This window comes from Flavobacterium sp. (genome assembly GCF_031409475.1).
Lineage (GTDB): Bacteria > Bacteroidota > Bacteroidia > Flavobacteriales > Flavobacteriaceae > Flavobacterium.
The window spans coordinates 47534-65084 of sequence record NZ_JANNXH010000027.1 but is presented as its reverse complement, the minus strand read 5'-3'; the positions used below and the strand labels follow the sequence as shown (position 1 = coordinate 65084).

General features: G+C 34.4%; 16 protein-coding genes and 1 pseudogene. 4 read left to right on the top strand and 13 right to left on the bottom strand.

The genetic code is table 11. The annotated features are described in order from the left end of the window. Nucleotides 1–16: 16 nt before the first annotated feature. The 8 genes and pseudogenes from RMO53_RS05345 to RMO53_RS05310 form a co-directional block, all read right to left on the bottom strand. Nucleotides 17–1768, bottom strand: a complete 1752-nt coding sequence (locus RMO53_RS05345) for a BatD family protein (RefSeq protein WP_310378729.1) — start codon at nt 1766–1768, stop codon at nt 17–19. Between the two features lie 117 nt (nt 1769–1885). Continuing rightward, a complete protein-coding gene (locus RMO53_RS05340; RefSeq protein ID WP_310378728.1) occupies nt 1886–2629 on the bottom strand; it encodes a tetratricopeptide repeat protein in 744 nt (247 codons plus the stop codon). After that, nucleotides 2629–3663 (bottom strand): VWA domain-containing protein, encoded by a 1035-nt coding sequence (locus RMO53_RS05335; protein WP_310378726.1) that lies wholly within the window; start codon nt 3661–3663, stop codon nt 2629–2631. Before RMO53_RS05335 ends, RMO53_RS05340 begins: the two co-directional genes overlap by 1 nt. A 226-nt stretch (nt 3664–3889) precedes the next feature. After that, nucleotides 3890–4183, bottom strand: a pseudogene (locus RMO53_RS05330) (GxxExxY protein); the annotation flags it as partial. Between the two features lie 146 nt (nt 4184–4329). Then, nucleotides 4330–5331 carry a VWA domain-containing protein gene (locus tag RMO53_RS05325; RefSeq protein ID WP_310378724.1) on the bottom strand — a complete coding sequence of 334 codons (1002 nt, stop codon included), beginning with the start codon at nt 5329–5331 and terminating at the stop codon, nt 4330–4332. Next, nucleotides 5331–6956: a hypothetical protein gene (locus RMO53_RS05320; protein ID WP_310378722.1), complete on the bottom strand. Its 1626-nt coding sequence runs from the start codon at nt 6954–6956 to the stop codon at nt 5331–5333. Before RMO53_RS05320 ends, RMO53_RS05325 begins: the two co-directional genes overlap by 1 nt. A 50-nt stretch (nt 6957–7006) precedes the next feature. After that, entirely contained in the window at nt 7007–7870 is an 864-nt protein-coding gene (locus RMO53_RS05315; RefSeq protein ID WP_310378720.1) for a DUF58 domain-containing protein, read from the bottom strand. 79 nt (nt 7871–7949) lie between these two features. Beyond that, nucleotides 7950–8954, bottom strand: coding sequence for a MoxR family ATPase (locus RMO53_RS05310; protein WP_310378719.1), 1005 nt, complete (start codon nt 8952–8954; stop codon nt 7950–7952). 171 nt (nt 8955–9125) lie between these two features. Here RMO53_RS05310 and RMO53_RS05305 point away from each other — a divergent pair, with 171 nt between their 5' ends. Both RMO53_RS05305 and RMO53_RS05300 read left to right on the top strand, forming a co-directional pair. After that, a complete protein-coding gene (locus tag RMO53_RS05305; protein WP_310378718.1) occupies nt 9126–9995 on the top strand; it encodes an aldo/keto reductase in 870 nt (289 codons plus the stop codon). Between the two features lie 21 nt (nt 9996–10016). Continuing rightward, nucleotides 10017–11156, top strand: coding sequence for an ATP-binding protein (locus RMO53_RS05300; protein WP_310378716.1), 1140 nt, complete (start codon nt 10017–10019; stop codon nt 11154–11156). Between the two features lie 2 nt (nt 11157–11158). Here RMO53_RS05300 and RMO53_RS05295 read toward each other — a convergent pair whose 3' ends face one another. Then, nucleotides 11159–12064 carry a glycerophosphodiester phosphodiesterase gene (locus RMO53_RS05295; protein WP_310378714.1) on the bottom strand — a complete coding sequence of 302 codons (906 nt, stop codon included), beginning with the start codon at nt 12062–12064 and terminating at the stop codon, nt 11159–11161. A gap of 108 nt (nt 12065–12172) precedes the next feature. Between RMO53_RS05295 and RMO53_RS05290 the strand changes: the two genes are divergently transcribed. Next, complete coding sequence (locus tag RMO53_RS05290; RefSeq protein WP_310378713.1) at nt 12173–12898, top strand: metallophosphoesterase family protein; 726 nt, start codon at nt 12173–12175, stop codon at nt 12896–12898. A gap of 45 nt (nt 12899–12943) precedes the next feature. Then, the gene (locus tag RMO53_RS05285) at nt 12944–13438 is read left to right on the top strand and encodes a DUF6646 family protein (RefSeq protein WP_310378711.1); all 495 of its coding nucleotides are present in this window, start codon (nt 12944–12946) and stop codon (nt 13436–13438) included. A 73-nt stretch (nt 13439–13511) separates the two neighbouring features. Here RMO53_RS05285 and RMO53_RS05280 read toward each other — a convergent pair whose 3' ends face one another. The 4 genes from RMO53_RS05280 to RMO53_RS05265 all read right to left on the bottom strand — a co-directional run bounded on the left by RMO53_RS05280 (nt 13512) and on the right by RMO53_RS05265 (nt 17454). Continuing rightward, nucleotides 13512–15065, bottom strand: coding sequence for an aldehyde dehydrogenase family protein (locus RMO53_RS05280; RefSeq protein ID WP_310378709.1), 1554 nt, complete (start codon nt 15063–15065; stop codon nt 13512–13514). Between the two features lie 320 nt (nt 15066–15385). Then, nucleotides 15386–15940 carry a 3-hydroxyanthranilate 3,4-dioxygenase gene (locus RMO53_RS05275; protein ID WP_310378706.1) on the bottom strand — a complete coding sequence of 185 codons (555 nt, stop codon included), beginning with the start codon at nt 15938–15940 and terminating at the stop codon, nt 15386–15388. 25 nt (nt 15941–15965) lie between these two features. After that, entirely contained in the window at nt 15966–16331 is a 366-nt protein-coding gene (locus tag RMO53_RS05270; protein ID WP_310378705.1) for a hypothetical protein, read from the bottom strand. 10 nt (nt 16332–16341) lie between these two features. Further along, entirely contained in the window at nt 16342–17454 is a 1113-nt protein-coding gene (locus tag RMO53_RS05265) for an endonuclease/exonuclease/phosphatase family protein (RefSeq protein ID WP_310378703.1), read from the bottom strand. Nucleotides 17455–17551 lie beyond the last annotated feature (97 nt).

Below are 17551 nucleotides of genomic sequence, written 5' to 3'. Positions count from 1 at the left end.
CTTTGTGAACTTTGTGTTAAGCAATTTGTTTTTCTAAATCAGAAATTATCACTACAGCTTTGTCAAAATCCTCTTGAATTGCTGTGCTTGAGGATTGTGCAAAACGGACTAATTCGCAATTTTCGGTTAGCGTTATAAAATCGGTTACGGTTGCTGAATTTGCTTTTCGAGACAATAAAAGTTCTTGAATGTTTGCTTTACTCATTTCGGATGTTTCGATATGTAGCTTTGCTTTCAAGAAATTATGCATTGCTTTTTCGAGTGCAACATAAAACGGTTCTTTATTATTGAGTTGTTTTTTGGCTTCGGATAAATATTTTTTGGCTAGCTTGTTGTTCATTTTTATTCTGTTCCCAAACACATCTCCATCTATTGCTTCTTTTTTCTTTTTGAATAAAACGATTATTGGCAAAATTAAAAAAGGAAAAAATAGCAATCCATAAAAAAAGTTTGATTGGAAAAAATCCGTTGGTTTTATTGAAGCCAGATTGGTTTTTAGTTTAATAAATTTGAATTGTTCGTTACTATAAATTTTATTTTTGACAACAGCTGTTGTATCCTCAACTCCTGCGGTTGCCATTGGACCATCGAGAACATTGATAATTATTTCAGGTGAATTTATGGTTTTGTATGTTCCAGAACCCAAATCGAAATAAGAAAATTGCATTGATTTAACGGGATAATTTCCTCTGTATTGCGGAATAATTGTATAGCTATCCGAGATTTTTCCTGACGTTCCTGATAAAACTGTGGATACATTTTCTTTATGTACAGGATCATACATTTCGAGTGAATTTGGGACAACTGGTTTGGGTAAAGTGAATAATTTCATGTTGCCTTTTCCGGTTACACTTACAACTAAATCAAGGCTTTCGCCATTTTTTAGGTTCGTTCTTGAAGGCATTACTTTAAAATCAAATTTTCCTACTGCGCCTGTAAATCCTTCTGGTTTTCCTGCTTCGGGAAGTACTTTTACTTGTATCGTTTTGGCTCCAGCCGAAACTCTTTTATTCCCTTCGGCAAGGATTACTCGTCCAAAAACATCTCTACGGTTTGTAGGTAATTGTACATCGATGTCTAACGAAAGTGGTTCTATTTCTAATTTGCCTGATTTTTGAGGATAAAGTACGGTTTTCTTTAAAACTACAAAACGATATTTTTCGCCTTTGAACATTCCTTCTTCGGCTACAAGTTGTTTTATTTCGATGTTTTGGCTCCAAAAATCGTTGTACTTTGGTTTATTTAATTCTCGAAAATTTGAGATTCCTATATTGTTAAAATACAGCTTATAAACTACTGTTATTGGCTCATTTATGTATGGATTTGTTTTGGAAATATCAGCAACTAGATACAGATTATTATCGGCTGTAACTTGTGTATCGTTTGGATCTTTTGGCATTTCGACCGCTGCGGTAACATTAATTTTTATGGGTGATGTTTTGAAAATTTGACCGTTGTATTCAATCGAAGATTGTTTGATTACTAAAGTTCCTTTTTGAGTAGGCAATAAATAATAGGAATAGGTTTTCTCGAATGAACTGCGGCCATTGACCCAGGATTGACTTACTTGCTGGCTTGGACCAGCAATGATTTTAAATCCTTCGAAAGTAGGTTGTATAAAATTGTCGCCATCAACATTCATTATAAAATCAATGCGAAGTCTTTCGTTTAGTCCAAGTGTAGTTTTGCTGACTTTTGCTTCAAATTGTACTTGAGCCAAAAGGGCGTTACAGAGAACTAATGCGAATGCTATTATAAATTTTTTCATTTTTCCTCTCCCCAACCCTCTCCAAAAGAGAGGGAGTTGAAACGGGGTATTTATTATTTTGTTATTATTTTAAATCTTAAGAATAGAATTCTAAAATCCGTTTTTTATCTAATTGGACTACCAATCTTTTTCTGTTTTTCTTGGTTTTCCCTTTACTTTTTTGGCGTTTACTTTATCTTGAATCTTTTTTTCTTCGTTGTTTACAGCGTCTAAAAGATTTTCTAATCGTTGTTTAGAAATTCCACCTGGTTGAGGCTTTGGTTTTCCATCCTCTTTTGGTTTATCTTCTTTATTACCGTCTTTGTCTGATGGTTTATCCTTGTCTTTTCCTTTATCGTCTTTCTTGTCTTTGTCTCCGTCCTTTTTCTTGTCGTCTTTTTTGTCGTCTTTCTTATCTTTATTTTTATCGTCTTTTTTCTTATCGTCCTTTGGCGGGTTTTCTTTCAGTTTCTTTTTGGCCAAAGCAAAATTATATCTTGATTCCTCATCCGAAGGATCGTTTCTTAATGCGTTTTTATAGGCTTCGACGGCTTGTGTGTAATTTTTTTCTTTCATTAAAACATTTCCTAAATTATGAAATGCTTTGTGTTTTTGAACTCTTGATTTTGTGTTTTCGATCGCTTTTAAATAGGCTAATTTCGCTTCGGAATTTTGGTTTTGTTTGTAAATTGAATTTCCTAAATTGTATGGAGCAACGGTTCTTTTTGGGAACTTTGAATTTGAAACTCTGTAATTTGCTTCGGCTTCCACAAATTTATTTTTTGCATATTCTTCATTTGCTGTTGGCAACACCTTGTCTTTCTGTTGTGCAGAGATACATAGTGTAGAGGTTAGCAATATATATAAAATAAAATTTTTCATTATTGTTTTTCGTTAAATAAATTCAACTTTTTTACCCAGTTTGTTTTTCTTTCTAAAAAGAAAACATCCAAAAATAGGAGCATAAAAGCAAATCCTAAAAACCATTGAAACTGTGATTGAAAGTCCGCCATTTGCGTCGATTCGAATTCGGTTTTTTGTATGGTATTTAGTGTGTTTTTTATATATTCCACTACTTTTTTGGTGTCATTCCCATTGATATAACCTCCTTTTGTTGCCTTCGCAATTGTGGTTAAACTCTCCTCATTTAATTTGGTTACAACCACTTCGTTGTTATTGTCTCGTTGAAAACTTTCTACAATTCCGTTTCTTTTTAACGGAATTGTGCTTCCTTTTTCGGTTCCAATACCAATAGTAATGATTTTGATTCCTAGCTTATTTGCTTCTTCGGCAGCGGTTTCTGCTCCTTCTGAATGGTCTTCTCCGTCTGAAATTAAAATTAATAATTTGCTAGTTTTGCTTTTATCGTCAAAATAAGTTGCCGATAAACTTATGGCTTCGTCAAGTGATGTTCCTCTGGAAGAAACCATTTCGGTATTCATGCTTTGCAGAAACATTTTAGCAACACCATAATCTGTTGTGATAGGCAAAACAGGGAATGCGCTTCCGGCGTAAGCCACAATTCCTATTCTATCATTTCCTAATTGATTGATTATTTGGGAAACTATTTGTTTGCTTTTGTCCAATCGATTTGGCGCTACGTCTTCTGCGAGCATACTTTTGGAAACATCCATAGCGAAAACTATATCGATTCCTTCGCGTTTTACGGTTTCCATTTTGGTTCCCATTTTTGGGTTTACCAATCCTAAAATTATTCCTATTAATGCTAAAATTAGTACCACTAATTTCAAAACTGGTTTGAAAATAGACTTTTCAGGGCTTAATTTTTTTATCAATTCTAAATCCCCAAATTCATGTTGCTTTTTGCGTTTCCAGTATTGATTATACAAAAAAAGCAACACCAATAATGGTAGTATGAATAAAAGGTATAAATATATTTTTTCGTCTAATTCCATTTTTATTAACCACGAAGGGCGCAAAGTTTTCTCACTAAGCTCACAAAGTTAATTGCAAAGTTAATTGCAAAGTGTATTTATAATGTTCCGTTTATTACTCTTTTAACACCGTTTTTTAATAAATTAACAAGGTATAAATATTTTTTTTCGTCTAATTCCATTTTTCTTAACCACGAAGGGCACAAAGTTTTCTTACTAAGCTCACAAAGTTAATTGCAAAGTGTATTTATAATGTTCCGTTTATTACTCTTTTAACACCGTTTTTTAATAAACTAACATTGAAATTAATTAACAATCCTAATTTACAATTAGACAATCTCAAGTAGGTTAAAAGTTGTGCCAAATGGACATCATTCAAGGCTTCAACTGATTTAATCTCAACTATAAATTTATCTTCTATAATAATATCAATTCTATATCCTGCATCTTGTTTTACATCTTCATAAACCAAAGGCAATTTTTTTTGCTTTTCAACTTTTAAATTATACTTCTTTAATTCATAAAACAAACACTCTTCATAAGCGCTTTCTAATTAATCTGGACCTAAAGTTTGATGCATTTTTAAAGCACTTTCAAAAACAATTTTTGATATATCATTTTCGCTCATATTTCAATATCGTTTACTTTGTGCTCTTTGTGGATTCATTGTGCTCTTTGTGTTTAAACCTATATAAAACTTCTATAAACCGTATTTCGTAATCCCAACTCTACAAGTACTAATATAAGTGCGATGCCTGCAAATAGCCTAAACTTTTCATCGTAATCATAGAATTTCAATTCTTCAATTTCGGTGGTTTCTAGTTTGTTGATAAAGGCATAAATTTCGGCTAGTTTATTGTTGCTTGTTGCTCTAAAATATTTTCCATCGGTTTTACGAGCGATACTTTTTAATAATTGTTCGTCAATTTCTACTTGCATCATTCGAAATAAAAACTGTCCGTTTGGTGCAATTGCATAAGGAAACTCTGCCATTCCGTTTGTTCCTATTCCTATTGTGTATACTTTTATTCCGTATTGTTTGGCTATATCTGCTGCGGTTTCTGGCTCAATAAATCCTGCGTTATTGACTCCGTCTGTCAATAGAATGATTACTTTACTTTTTGCTTTGCTGTCTTTTAAACGATTTACAGCTGTGGCCAATCCCATTCCTATTCCTGTTCCGTCTTGCAAAACGTTGTCGTATTTTATGCTTTTGATTGCTTCAAGAACGACTGCTTTGTCACTTGTTACTGGAGTTTTGGTGTACGCTTCTGAGGCATAAACCACAAGTCCTATTCTGTCGTTTGGTCTTTCTTGTGCAAAATCTGCAGCTACTCTTTTTAGCGCTTCCATTCTATTGGGTCTCAAATCTTTAGCAAGCATACTTCCAGAAACGTCAATTGCCATAACAATATCGATACCTTTGGTGGTTTTTGTTTTATTGCTTACATCCACTGTTCTTGGTCTTGCCAACGCAATAATTAAAAAACACAATGCTACTAAACGCAATACATTTAGATACGGTTTCAGTTTTGCCAAAATAGAATTTGACGCTTTAAATCCTTGTATTGAACTCATTTTGAATGTTGCTGATTGTTCGTTTCTTTTCCAATACAACCAAACAATAGCAACTGGAATGAATAGCAACAACCAAAAAAATTCTGGATTTAAAAAGGTTATATTTCCCATTAGTTATTCCCTTTATTAAGTTCCACTGAGTTCAAGATCCGAGTAGCTATTTCATTTGCGTATGTATCGCCTTCTTGATGAATCATCATGATTTGTTGCAAACCTCCATTTTGGCTAAAAAGTAATACTTCATAATACAATTTAGTACTGCTTTTTTTCTCTCCATCAATTTTCGAAAAAGTTCCGTATCCTTTAATTCCTCTGATTCCTTGACCGGTTTCAAACTCTTCTTGCTTGACAATCATATTTTGCGCACCTCTTGATTCAATGGCTTGCAAAGTTCCATCTAATGATTTTGACAAATCGATTTGCTGGTCTTGTTTGTATTGAAAGGTGGAAATCATGAGATAAAAATTATCGGTTAAGGTTCCGTATGCAAAGGATTGCATTTCCTTAATCAAAGCCATGCCATTTCGAGGTAAGGTTTTTGTTAAATCAACTCGTGTGAGCACTTTTGGGGTTTCGATTCTAATACTTGGATTTCCGTATTCACTTTTTACCCATTCGCCTTCAAGCAGTTCTTTGGATGGATGACCAAAAATATTGTCTTTCACATAATCGAATCCTTTGGTTGCAACCAAAAAAATAAATACTGTTAGCACCGAACCGACCAGAACACCAACTGCGGTTTGTATCCGTTTTTTTCGTTGTTTTTGTAGTTCTTTTTTTAATTGTTCTTGACGTTGCATTTCGTTCAGCAACATATCATCTTCTGCTTCAACAACTTTTGGAATGGATTTGTCCAATGTAACTATGGCTCTTTCTATCTTTTTTCTATCTTCGGTGATTTCAAAATCCAATGGTTTAGATTTAGCAAATTTTACTAAATCGGCTTGTTTTAAAACCACGAATAAATTTTCGATGGTTTCTTTAGAAAGATTCATCTTCTTTTTAAGAGAGGCTAATTTAAGTCCTTCGATCAATTCAGATGTAGTGCTTTCCATGGCCGGAATTTCTATGGCTTCTTCGATATAATTCCGAACAATATCAGTCAATTCGCTATAATATGCTTTGATTTCACCGTGTTGCCAAAGTTCTTTTTTTTCTAAATTGTTAAGTAAACTGGTGGCTTTTTCAATAGGTGTTTTATAAACTTCTTCTTGGGTTTTCTTCTTTTTATACTTTGTTACAAACCAATAAATACCTGCTGCAATTCCTGCAATCAATAGTAAACCTAAAATATATTTCCACCAATTTCCAATTGAATTCTCTGCTTGAATAATATCTTTTATATCAAACATTTTTTGTTTCAAGGTGTCCACTTGTACATTGTTGACTTCGACTAATAATGAATCCGATAAAAACGGTTTGTTATTAATCAGAATTTTTATACTCGGAATGGTATATTTCCCTGAATCAAATTGGGTCAACCCGTATTTTTTTATCAATTCATAACGGTCATTATTCTTGATAGTATCAATTGGATAGGACTGAATCACCTCGAGAGCACCAAAGTTTCGTGCATTAGGAAAGACCACTTTAGACAAGGTATCAACATTGGTTTTTAAGGTCAGTTTGAACTCCGCGCCAATTTTGTTTCTGGTCGTATCAATTGAAGTGGTCACTTTTTGAGCAAAAAGTGATGTAGATAGTAGAAAAAGGAATATATAAAATTTAATTTTCATTTGTTTTTAATCTTAAACCCATCAGGTTTTATAAATCTGACGGGTTTAGTTTATCTCGATTTAAAATACCCTAATAATTTGGTTACATAACTTTCGTCAACTCTTGTATTTACTACTCCAGCACCCGATTTGCTAAACGTTTCCTTAAAATATTTTAGCTTTTCTTGATAGTATTTTTCATAATTGATTCGTACTGATTTTGAGCTCGTATTGATCAACTGGATTTCTCCAGTCTCGGCATCAAGCATGGAAACCATTCCTAAATTTGGAATTTTTTCTTCGCGAATATCATACACTCGTATTCCTGTAATATCGTGTTTTTTTGAAGCTATTTTCAACGTTTGCTCATAATCATCTGACATGAAATCAGAAATTACAAAAACTATCGCTTTCTTTTTCTGAGTACTTGATAAGAATTTTAAGGCTTGAGCAATATTTGTTTTGTGGCTTTTAGGCTCAAATTCTATTAGTTCTCGAATAATTCTTAAAACATGTGAACGTCCTTTTTTTGGTGGAATGTACAATTCGATTCGGTCAGAAAACAAAACCAAGCCAATTTTATCATTGTTTTGTGTAGCCGAAAATGCCATTGTTGCAGCAATTTCGGTTACAATATCGTTTTTGAATTGGTTTTTTGAACCAAAACTTTCTGAACCCGAAATATCGACCATCAACATCATCGTCAATTCCCGTTCTTCCTCAAAAACTTTGACGTGTGCTTCATTATATCTGGCGGTAACATTCCAGTCAATCGCCCGAATATCATCGCCATATTGATACGGACGCACTTCGCTAAAAGTCATTCCGCGACCTTTGAACGAGGTGTGATATTCCCCCGAAAAGATGTGATCGCTCAATCGTCGGGTTTTGATTTCTATTTTTCGAACTTTTTTTAAGAGGTCTTTTGTTTCCATTTATGAGAGTGTTCAGTGTTCCGGTTTTTAGTATTCAGTACATCACTGACCACTTATAAACTGATCACTGCTAACTGATTTAAGGTACTTCAATCTCGTTTACAATTTTATTAATAATGTCAACAGACGTAATGTTTTCGGCTTCGGCTTCGTATGTAATTCCAATTCTGTGACGCAACACATCGTGAACAACGGCGCGAACATCTTCGGGAATTACATATCCACGACGTTTGATAAAGGCATAACATTTTGCTGCATTGGCCAAATTGATACTACCACGTGGCGAAGCTCCAAAACTGATTAGTGGTTTTAAATCAGCCAATTTATATTTCTCTGGAAAACGAGTAGCAAAAACGATATCCAGAATGTATTTTTCGATTTTTTCATCCATATACACTTCACGAACTGCCTCTTGTGCACGCAAAATTTGTTCTACCGAAACTACCGGATTTACTTTTTCATAATTTCCTTTTAGATTCTGGCGAATCACCATGCGTTCTTCATCCATTTTTGGATAATCAATCACGGTTTTCAACATAAAACGATCGACTTGTGCTTCTGGCAAAGGATAGGTTCCTTCTTGTTCGATTGGGTTTTGTGTGGCCAGTACTAAAAACGGTTTGTCTAATTTAAAAGTCGTATCGCCAATAGTTACTTGTTTTTCCTGCATGGCTTCTAGTAATGCCGATTGTACTTTGGCTGGAGCACGATTGATCTCATCGGCAAGAACGAAATTGGCAAAAATGGGTCCTTTTTTTATCGAAAACTCATTCGATTTTATATTGTAAATCATAGTTCCCACAACATCTGCAGGCAATAAATCTGGAGTAAACTGAATCCGACTGAATGAACCATGAACGGCTTGCGCCAAAGTGTTTATCGCTAATGTTTTTGCTAATCCTGGAACACCTTCCAGCAAGATATGTCCTTGCCCCAAAAGTCCAATTAATAATCGCTCAATCATGTGTTTTTGACCCACGATTACCTTATTCATTTCCATAGTAAGTAAATCGATAAAAGCGCTTTCTCTTTCTATTTTTTCATTGATGGCTCTAATGTCTAAAGTCGTTGTATTTTCTTCCATTTTATTATTTTTAAAAACCTTGAATTGAATGTCTTTGTTTTGAGGGTGCAAATTGAAATTTTTTTTAGAAGTAAGATGTTAAAAAATGGTTAAAACTTCAGTAAATCCCTTAATTTTAAGGACGAATTATGATACTATTTACCTATTTTTAAGAACTTAAATGAATATCGAATGAAAACACCTTTTTCTAGAATTATTGCCGGAACTATGACTTGGGGAGTTTGGGGTAAAAACCTTGACAAAAATCAGATGATTGACTTAATGAATTCTTGTCTCGAAAGTGGAATCACCACCTTTGATCATGCCGATATCTATGGTGGTTATACAACCGAAGCCGCTTTTGGAAACGCTTTTGGCGAAAGCCAAATTAATAGAAAAGACATTCAGTTGATTTCAAAATGTGGCATTCAGCTTATTTCCGAAAATCGAAGCACAAAAATCAAACATTACAATTGTTCGAAATCACATATCATTTGGTCTGCAGAGCAATCGCTTAAAAATTTAAAAACCGATTATCTGGACTTGCTTTTATTGCACAGACCAAGTCCGTTGATGCAAGCTGAAGAAGTTGCTGAAGCGATAGAAAAACTGAAATCTGATGGTAAAATTCTAGATTTTGGCGTTTCGAATTTTACCCCGTCGCAAACCAATTTAATCCAGACAAAAACCAAGATTAATTACAACCAAATCGAGTTTTCGTTAACTCATTTTGAACCGATGCTCGACGGAAGTCTTGATCATATGAAAGTGAATCAAATCACACCAATGTGTTGGTCTCCGCTAGGAACTGTTTTTAAAAATACAGATGAAAAATCAATTCGAATAAAAAAATTAGCACAACAACTTTTGGAAAAATACAACACCACTCTTGATGTGCTTTTACTGGCTTGGATTTTGAATCATCCAGCGGGTATTTTACCGGTTTTTGGTACTGCCGATAAAACTCGGATTGCTAATTTGATACAAGCAATCAAAATTAATTTAGAATTACAGGATTGGTTTGCTTTATGGACAGCAAGTGCTGGCAAAGATGTTCCTTAAATAATTTCAGATTTATAAAAAATGATTAACAAGCGTCTCTTAATTAAAAACCTTTTAGCTCACAATGACGAGAGCAGTTTTTATGACAAAAAACGCCAATTGAATTTGCACACTCGTGAAGGAAAAGCCAAGTTTTTGAAACACATTTGTGCCTTGTCGAATTCAAATCCTACAAATAATTCCTACATAGTTGTAGGTGTTGAAGATCAGGAAAACGAAATCGTAGGCGATGACTTTTTTGACGACAGTCATATTCAAAATCTAGTAAATGCTTATCTCGAAAATCCTCCAAAAATCCTTTATGAAAACGTGCCTTTCCCTAATTTGACTAAAGATAAAGTGGTGGGTTTAGTTACCATTAAAGCCAAAAGTAAAACGTCACATTTCAAAAAAGCGATTCACACTATTCTAGTCAATGCTGTTTTTATACGTCGGGGAAGCAATACGGTGCCAATTGAAAATGAGTTTGAAAAAAATTATCAAAACACAGAAACTGTCATTGGTATTGAAAATAATTCTAGAAACAGTATTGGATATACACTGGATGGCGTGATTGATTTTATGAATTTCAGGCATAAAGACATGACGCCAAAATACAAAGTCTTTAAAGAATTATTTGTTATTTGCTGGGCTGGAGTGGCGAAAAAATCTCGTGATAAAACCTATTTATCTCGGGTTGATATTGAATTGATTAACGAACAAATTAAGTTGTTTTATTCCGCTCAAGATGTGGTCACAATTACCTTTGACGACGATAGTTTTACCATAATTGAGTATGTGCCTTTAGGATTAAATGACAAAACAAGTTTGTATCCGTTAGAGAAACAAAACATTCGTTTTTATGATAATGGCTATTATAAAATTGATAGAGAAATACTTTTTCAACCACCAGAATTCAATAAAAAAATGTTGTTTCACATTTATAATTCAAATATTTCATTATTATCCAAACTACAAAAAGGACTTGAATTAAATGATCGAGAAGCAAAAGATTTAGAGAATTTGCCGTCTACTTTTATGATTTGTTACCTCAACGGTTTTGACGATGCCAAGCAAAAACTCATTGATGCCAAAGCACTTTTGAAGCCTTTTCCAACAACCTATTTGTCGTTTAAGGAAGCGTTGCGCGTTTTGAGAAAAATGAAATATGATGTGCAATAAAATCATTTCGCCGGAAACAAATTGGGGTAATCGGTTATTATCCCATCGACACCCATTATTATGAGTTTTTTAATAATTTCAGCGTCATTTACTGTCCAAGGAATTAATTTTACTTTTTTAGACTTGCATTCTTGAACAAGTTGTTGGGTTACTAATTCGTGAGCTGGACTATAAATTGTGGGCGTAAATCCTAAATCAATAATTTGTTGCGAAAACTCCTTTTTATCAAAATCTTCAATTAACAAAGCGGTTTTTATTTTGGGATACATTCGATGCAGATATTGTAATGTTCGAATGTCAAAAGATTGAATAATTACCCTTTTCTCTATTTTTTTTTCAATAATAACTGCCATCAATAAATCAACAAACTCTTTAGGTTTTGGATGGAAAAGTCCATCCGTTTGAGGCGTAGTTTTCGTTTCTATATTATAATAAAGGGCTCTTTTTTTATTGATTTTGGCATACTTTTCTACTGTATCAATCAGTTCAGACAACAATGGTTTGCGAACTTGCATTTTAAGTTGTTCCGGAAATCTGGGATGCAATTTTTGTCCAACATCGTATTTTATAACTTCAGAATAAGGCATTTTGTAAATATTCAATGCTTTTTCATTGGTTTCTAAAACAAATTCTCCGTTAGGTAAAGTGGTGATTTCGTGGTTAAAAAAAGGTTCGTGACTCAATATTGCCTGATTATCTTGGGTGAAAACCACATCCATTTCAAGCGTGTTTACGCCCAAATCAATTGCTTTTAAGAATCCTGAAATCGTATTCTCTGGCATTAATCCGCGACAACCTCTATGTCCTTGTTTGTCTATAGTATACATTACTGATTTCTCTTTTTTAGGCAAAATTGCACATCTATTAAACAGCAACATACAAATTAGTATAACAAATGTAGTTCTCATACCCTTTTTTATCTCGAACAAATCTAATAAAATACCATCAATAATAATTAGAAAAAGATTAGTTGTTTTCGACTATTTTTGTATTCAAATCAAACTACAAAACAATAAATGAGAACACTTGTAATAGGTGATATACATGGTGGTTTACGTGCGCTTCATCAAATTATAGAACGAGCCAATGTGAACCCAAACGATACTTTAATTTTTCTGGGTGATTATGTCGATGGTTGGAGTCAATCGCCAGAAGTGATCGATTGTTTAATTGCATTAAAGGCAACTAATAATTGCATTTTTATTCTTGGCAACCACGACGAATTATTTTTAGAATGGCTCAACGAAAGCAAGGATAATCCGCTGTGGTACAAACACGGTGGAGAATCGACCGTTTTGGCTTACGCCAAAGTTTCACCCGAAACCATAAAAAAACATATTGATTTCCTGCAAAATTTAGAAAAATATTATCTTGACGACCAGAATCGTTTGTTTATTCATGCCGGTTTTACGAATCTCAATGGTGTGGATTACGAGTATTTTCCTAAATTATTTTGCTGGGATAGAACACTATGGGAAACAGCTATGGCATTGGATAAAAACATGAAAAGTAATGATTTAATGTACCCAAAACGCCTGACTTTGTATAAAGAAATCTATATTGGTCACACGCCAGTTTCTAGGATTGACCAAACCATTCCGGTACAAATGGCAAGCGTATGGAATGTTGATACTGGCGCAGCATTTTATGGCCCATTGACTATCATGGACGTTGATACCAAAGCTTTTTGGCAAAGCGAACCGTTACACAATTTGTATCCCAATGAAAAAGGGCGAAATTAAAATTTATTAAGTATTTTTGTCAAAACTTTTTAACCTATTAAGATTATGAAAAAAATTAGTACCATAGCTTTATTATTTTCTTGTTTCATGATAAATGCGCAAGCTTATAAAGGAAAAGGAGATGCTAAATTTAATATTGGAGCCAACATTCAAAACGGAGGAACAGGAATTCAAGTTTCGACTGATTTTGGAATTGGTGAAAATTTATCCTACGGTTTTGTGGGTTCTTATTTATTAGGAGTAGATGATTTTTTAGGTGTAAAACCTGAATTCAAAGATCGTTTTGATGCTAAATTTAGAATTAATGCAAACATTGGTAATGTCTTAAAAATCAATGAAAAACTAGACGTTTATCCTGGTTTGAGTTTAGGGTTAAAAAACTTTGGTGGACATTTAGGCATGCGTTATTTCTTTTCGGAAGGGTTTGGTGTTTTTACAGAAGCTGGATTTCCTATTGCAAAATACGACCAAAATATAACTGGTTTTGATCACTTGAACAACCAATTTACGTTTAGTATTGGTGCTTCGTTCAATATGTAGATTGGTATAATTTATAAAGCAAAAAGCCTATTATTTTTAAAGATAAGAGGCTTTTTTTATGAAATTAATTGTTCTACAAATCAAATTTTATTCCTTGTGCCAAGGGCAAACTTGTAGTGTAATTAATTGTATTAGTTTGTCGTCGCATGTAGATTTTCCAAGCATCAGAACCGGATTCGCGTCCGCCACCAGTTTCTTTTTCTCCACCAAATGCGCCACCAATTTCGGCGCCAGAAGTTCCAATGTTTACGTTTGCAATTCCACAATCAGAACCTACTACAGAGAGGAATCTTTCGGCTTCACGCAAATTGTTGGTCATAATTGCAGATGATAATCCTTGAGCCACTCCGTTCTGAACATCGATTGCGTTCTCTACTTCGCCTGAATATTTTATTAAATATAAAACGGGCGCAAAGGTTTCGTGTTGTACAATTTCGAAAGAATTTTTGGCTTCGGCAATAGCTGGTTTTACATAACAACCGCTTTCGTAACCTTCGCCCGAAAGTACGCCACCTTCTACAAGTATTTTTCCGCCTTCGGCTACTACTTTTGTCAAGGCATTGTTATACATTTCGACTGCATGAATGTCAATAAGTGGTCCAACATGATTATTCTCGTCTAATGGATTCCCGATGCGCAATTGTTTGTATGCTGCGACAACAGCATCTTTTACTTTGTCATAAATACTTTCGTGAATAATCAAACGACGTGTTGATGTACAACGTTGTCCTGCTGTTCCTACTGCGCCAAAAACGGCACCGATTACAGTCATTTTTATATCCGCATCCGGTGTTACAATGATGGCATTGTTTCCGCCCAATTCTAATAATGATTTTCCTAAACGACCAGCAACTGCTTGAGCAACGATTTTTCCCATTCGGGTGGAACCTGTTGCAGAAACTAGTGGCACACGTTTATCGGCAGTCATTAATTGTCCTATTTTATAATCGCCGTTGATCAAACAAGAAATTCCTTCGGGAAGGTTGTTTTCTTTGATAACTTGGGCGATGATGTTTTGACAAGCTATGCCACAAAGTGGAGTTTTCTCAGATGGTTTCCAAACGCAAACATCGCCACAAATCCAGGCTAATGCTGTGTTCCAAGCCCAAACTGCTACTGGAAAATTAAATGCCGATATGATTCCAACAATTCCCATTGGGTGGTATTGTTCATACATTCTGTGTCCCGGTCGTTCGGAATGCATGGTTAATCCGTGTAATTGACGAGACAATCCTACTGCAAAATCGCAAATGTCTATCATTTCTTGAACTTCGCCATAACCTTCTTGCAATGATTTGCCCATTTCGTAAGAAACGAGTTTACCCAATGCTTCTTTGTTTTGTCGTAATTTATCTCCAAATTGTCTCACGATTTCTCCACGTTGTGGCGCTGGCATGAGTCTAAATGTTTTGAAAGCTAGTGTTGCGGCTTGCATTACTTTTTCGTAATCTTCTGGAGTTGATGTTTTTACAGCTGCAATTAATTGTCCGTCAACGGGTGAATAACTTTCTAGAATTTCGCCTGATGAAAAATGATTTATCCCTGTTGATGTGCCTTCGTTTATGGCTTTTACGCCAAGTTGCGCCAAGGCTTCTTTCATTCCGAATTGAGTTGCTATTGTTATCATTGTAACTTTTTTGGTTATAATTGTTATATTTTTTTACAAATATATTATTTAAAGGCGAATTAGAGAGTAAATGTATAAAAAAATTAACCCTTAAATTATTGAACCATATAAGACATTTAAGTTCATTTAAGTAGATTTACTCCGATAGAATTTAGCCTCGATTACTTCACTTTGCTTCTACTTTTATCTGAGTTCAGTGAACTTCGTTTGTAGTGGAAATTCGACACTTTTGCGCGTGGATTGAAGCGAAAAGCGGGACACGAGCAGAGCGAACTGACGAGGTAAATAGCCCCAAAAAAGCCCTAATTTATGATATTATTTTAAGATTCGTACGTTTTGTCCTTGTTTACGAATCTCGGGTCGGTTTCCATGATTGTTTTGCAATTATCACAAGTTCTTAACTTTTCGGAATTGTAAAAATGCTGAAAATGGGGCAGAAAATCCTTCTCGATATTGTGAAGTTCAAAATATACGTCGTGTAATTTATGGTTGCAGTTGTCGCAAAACCATAGCAAACCGTCGGTATAGCCTTGTCCGGCACGTTTTCGTTCGATGACTAATCCTATTGAACCTGCTGTTCGTGCTGGAGAATGCGGAATTTTGGCCGGATGCAAATACATATCTCCAGCATGAAGTTCCATTTCTTTGCAATCTCCGTTTTCTTGAATGATAACTTTAATGCTGCCTTCGAGTTGGTAAAATAATTCTTCGGTTTCGTTGTAATGGTAATCTTTACGTGCGTTTGGGCCAGCTACAATCATGACTATAAAGTCTCCAGAATCAACGTATAAGTTTTTGTTGCCTACTGGTGGTTTTAGTAAATGACGGTTTTCGTCAATCCATTTGTTGAGGTTGAAAGGTTTTCCTATTGCCATTGTAATTTATTTTGGAAGTATGAAATTACTCTTTTTTAACTACGATACTTACGGGATTGAAAATTTGTGGGATTTGTTTTGGGTCGTTTTTGTAGGTTGTGATTTTGCCTTTAGCATAGATGGTTTTACCCATTAAATCTTCTAATTTAAGGTTTAGCGTTTCAAGGTAACGGTTAGAAATCACTACTGTAAAAACGCTTTCTGGATAGGGTTTATCGATGTTGATGTAATTGGTGCTTTTACCTTCGGAGGCGAGTTTCATTGAAACTACTTTGCCAATTACACAAACTTCTTTATCTAGGTATTCATTGACTTTGGCTGTTGTGATTGTGTCTTGCGAAAAACAGTTGATCGAAAATGTTGTGAATAGAATTACTAGTAGGTTTTTCATTTTTTTTAAATTATTTTACTTCTTTTATTAAATAAATATAAACTGGAAAGTGATCGCTAAAACCTATTTCATTGGCTTGATGTCTTAACGGATATCCTTTGTATTGACCGGTGGTTTGTATCATAAAAGGCTTGTTGTAAATACCCGATTTCCAATATCGAAAGGAAGAATAATCGTCTTTTATTAATGTTTCAGAAACCATAATTTGGTCAAAAATATCTCCCGCATCTCTGTAAAATAATGAAGCATGACCTTCTTTTGCCATTTGTTCGAATGGATTATAAACTCCAAATTGTTGCACTTCTGATTTTTTTAACTTTGCTCCTACGCCTTCTTTTACACTTTTGTTATAAGCTCCATCATTTAAATCGCCCATTACAATGATTTTGGAAGTTGGATTTACTTTGTAAATTGAATCCATGATTTTTTTTGTTAATCTTCCTGCGGCTTCACGAAAAGGGCTGCTCTTTTTTTCGCCTCCTGAACGTGAAGGCCAGTGATTTACCATCACATTGACTTCTTCCCCTTCTAGAAAACCAGTCACTAATAATATATCTCTGGTATAAACCCGATTGTCAATTGCGATTTCAATCTTGTCCTTATCTGCTTTATCCTCTTCGGTTTCTTTTTCCTTTTTTTCTGTAGTTGCAGCATTTCCTCTGTAAACTAACAATGGAATATTAACAAAACTTGTGGGTTTAAAATATTTTTTTCTATACAATAACGCTACGTCGATACCTCTTTTATCGGGAGAATCAAAATGTACAATTCCATAATCTCCTTCACGCAAATTTGGTTCTTTAACCAAGTCTTCGAGTACGCCACGGTTTTCGATTTCTGAACCTCCAATAAAAGTTGGCGGTTCTTTTTGTTGGTCATTAGTGCCTATTTGCATGAGAACTCTTGAAAGATTTACAAGTTTTTGTTTGTATTTTTTTGTAGTCCAACGCTGTAATCCGCCAGGCAACCATTCTTCATCGTTGTTTGTTCCTTTAATCGTGTCAAATAGGTTTTCGAAATTATAGAATGCAACTGTCCGCACTGTGTATTTTTTTGCTTGACCCTGAACAACAATTGTCGAAGTTGCTACAATTAAAAAGGCTAAAATAGTTCTTAACTTCATGGATTTATATTTTTGATTATTCCAAAGTTAAACAAACTTTAGGGTTACAAATGTAAAATAATATTACAGATGGAATGAAATAGTTTTGTTAAGAAAA

Coding starts and splice junctions, on each gene's coding strand:
- RMO53_RS05345 (WP_310378729.1), bottom strand. CDS start 1,768: ATGAAAAAATTTATAATAGCATTCGCATTAGTTCTCTGTAACGCCCTT.
- RMO53_RS05340 (WP_310378728.1), bottom strand. CDS start 2,629: ATGAAAAATTTTATTTTATATATATTGCTAACCTCTACACTATGTATC.
- RMO53_RS05335 (WP_310378726.1), bottom strand. CDS start 3,663: ATGGAATTAGACGAAAAAATATATTTATACCTTTTATTCATACTACCA.
- RMO53_RS05325 (WP_310378724.1), bottom strand. CDS start 5,331: ATGGGAAATATAACCTTTTTAAATCCAGAATTTTTTTGGTTGTTGCTA.
- RMO53_RS05320 (WP_310378722.1), bottom strand. CDS start 6,956: ATGAAAATTAAATTTTATATATTCCTTTTTCTACTATCTACATCACTT.
- RMO53_RS05315 (WP_310378720.1), bottom strand. CDS start 7,870: ATGGAAACAAAAGACCTCTTAAAAAAAGTTCGAAAAATAGAAATCAAA.
- RMO53_RS05310 (WP_310378719.1), bottom strand. CDS start 8,954: ATGGAAGAAAATACAACGACTTTAGACATTAGAGCCATCAATGAAAAA.
- RMO53_RS05305 (WP_310378718.1), top strand. CDS start 9,126: ATGAAAACACCTTTTTCTAGAATTATTGCCGGAACTATGACTTGGGGA.
- RMO53_RS05300 (WP_310378716.1), top strand. CDS start 10,017: ATGATTAACAAGCGTCTCTTAATTAAAAACCTTTTAGCTCACAATGAC.
- RMO53_RS05295 (WP_310378714.1), bottom strand. CDS start 12,064: ATGAGAACTACATTTGTTATACTAATTTGTATGTTGCTGTTTAATAGA.
- RMO53_RS05290 (WP_310378713.1), top strand. CDS start 12,173: ATGAGAACACTTGTAATAGGTGATATACATGGTGGTTTACGTGCGCTT.
- RMO53_RS05285 (WP_310378711.1), top strand. CDS start 12,944: ATGAAAAAAATTAGTACCATAGCTTTATTATTTTCTTGTTTCATGATA.
- RMO53_RS05280 (WP_310378709.1), bottom strand. CDS start 15,065: ATGATAACAATAGCAACTCAATTCGGAATGAAAGAAGCCTTGGCGCAA.
- RMO53_RS05275 (WP_310378706.1), bottom strand. CDS start 15,940: ATGGCAATAGGAAAACCTTTCAACCTCAACAAATGGATTGACGAAAAC.
- RMO53_RS05270 (WP_310378705.1), bottom strand. CDS start 16,331: ATGAAAAACCTACTAGTAATTCTATTCACAACATTTTCGATCAACTGT.
- RMO53_RS05265 (WP_310378703.1), bottom strand. CDS start 17,454: ATGAAGTTAAGAACTATTTTAGCCTTTTTAATTGTAGCAACTTCGACA.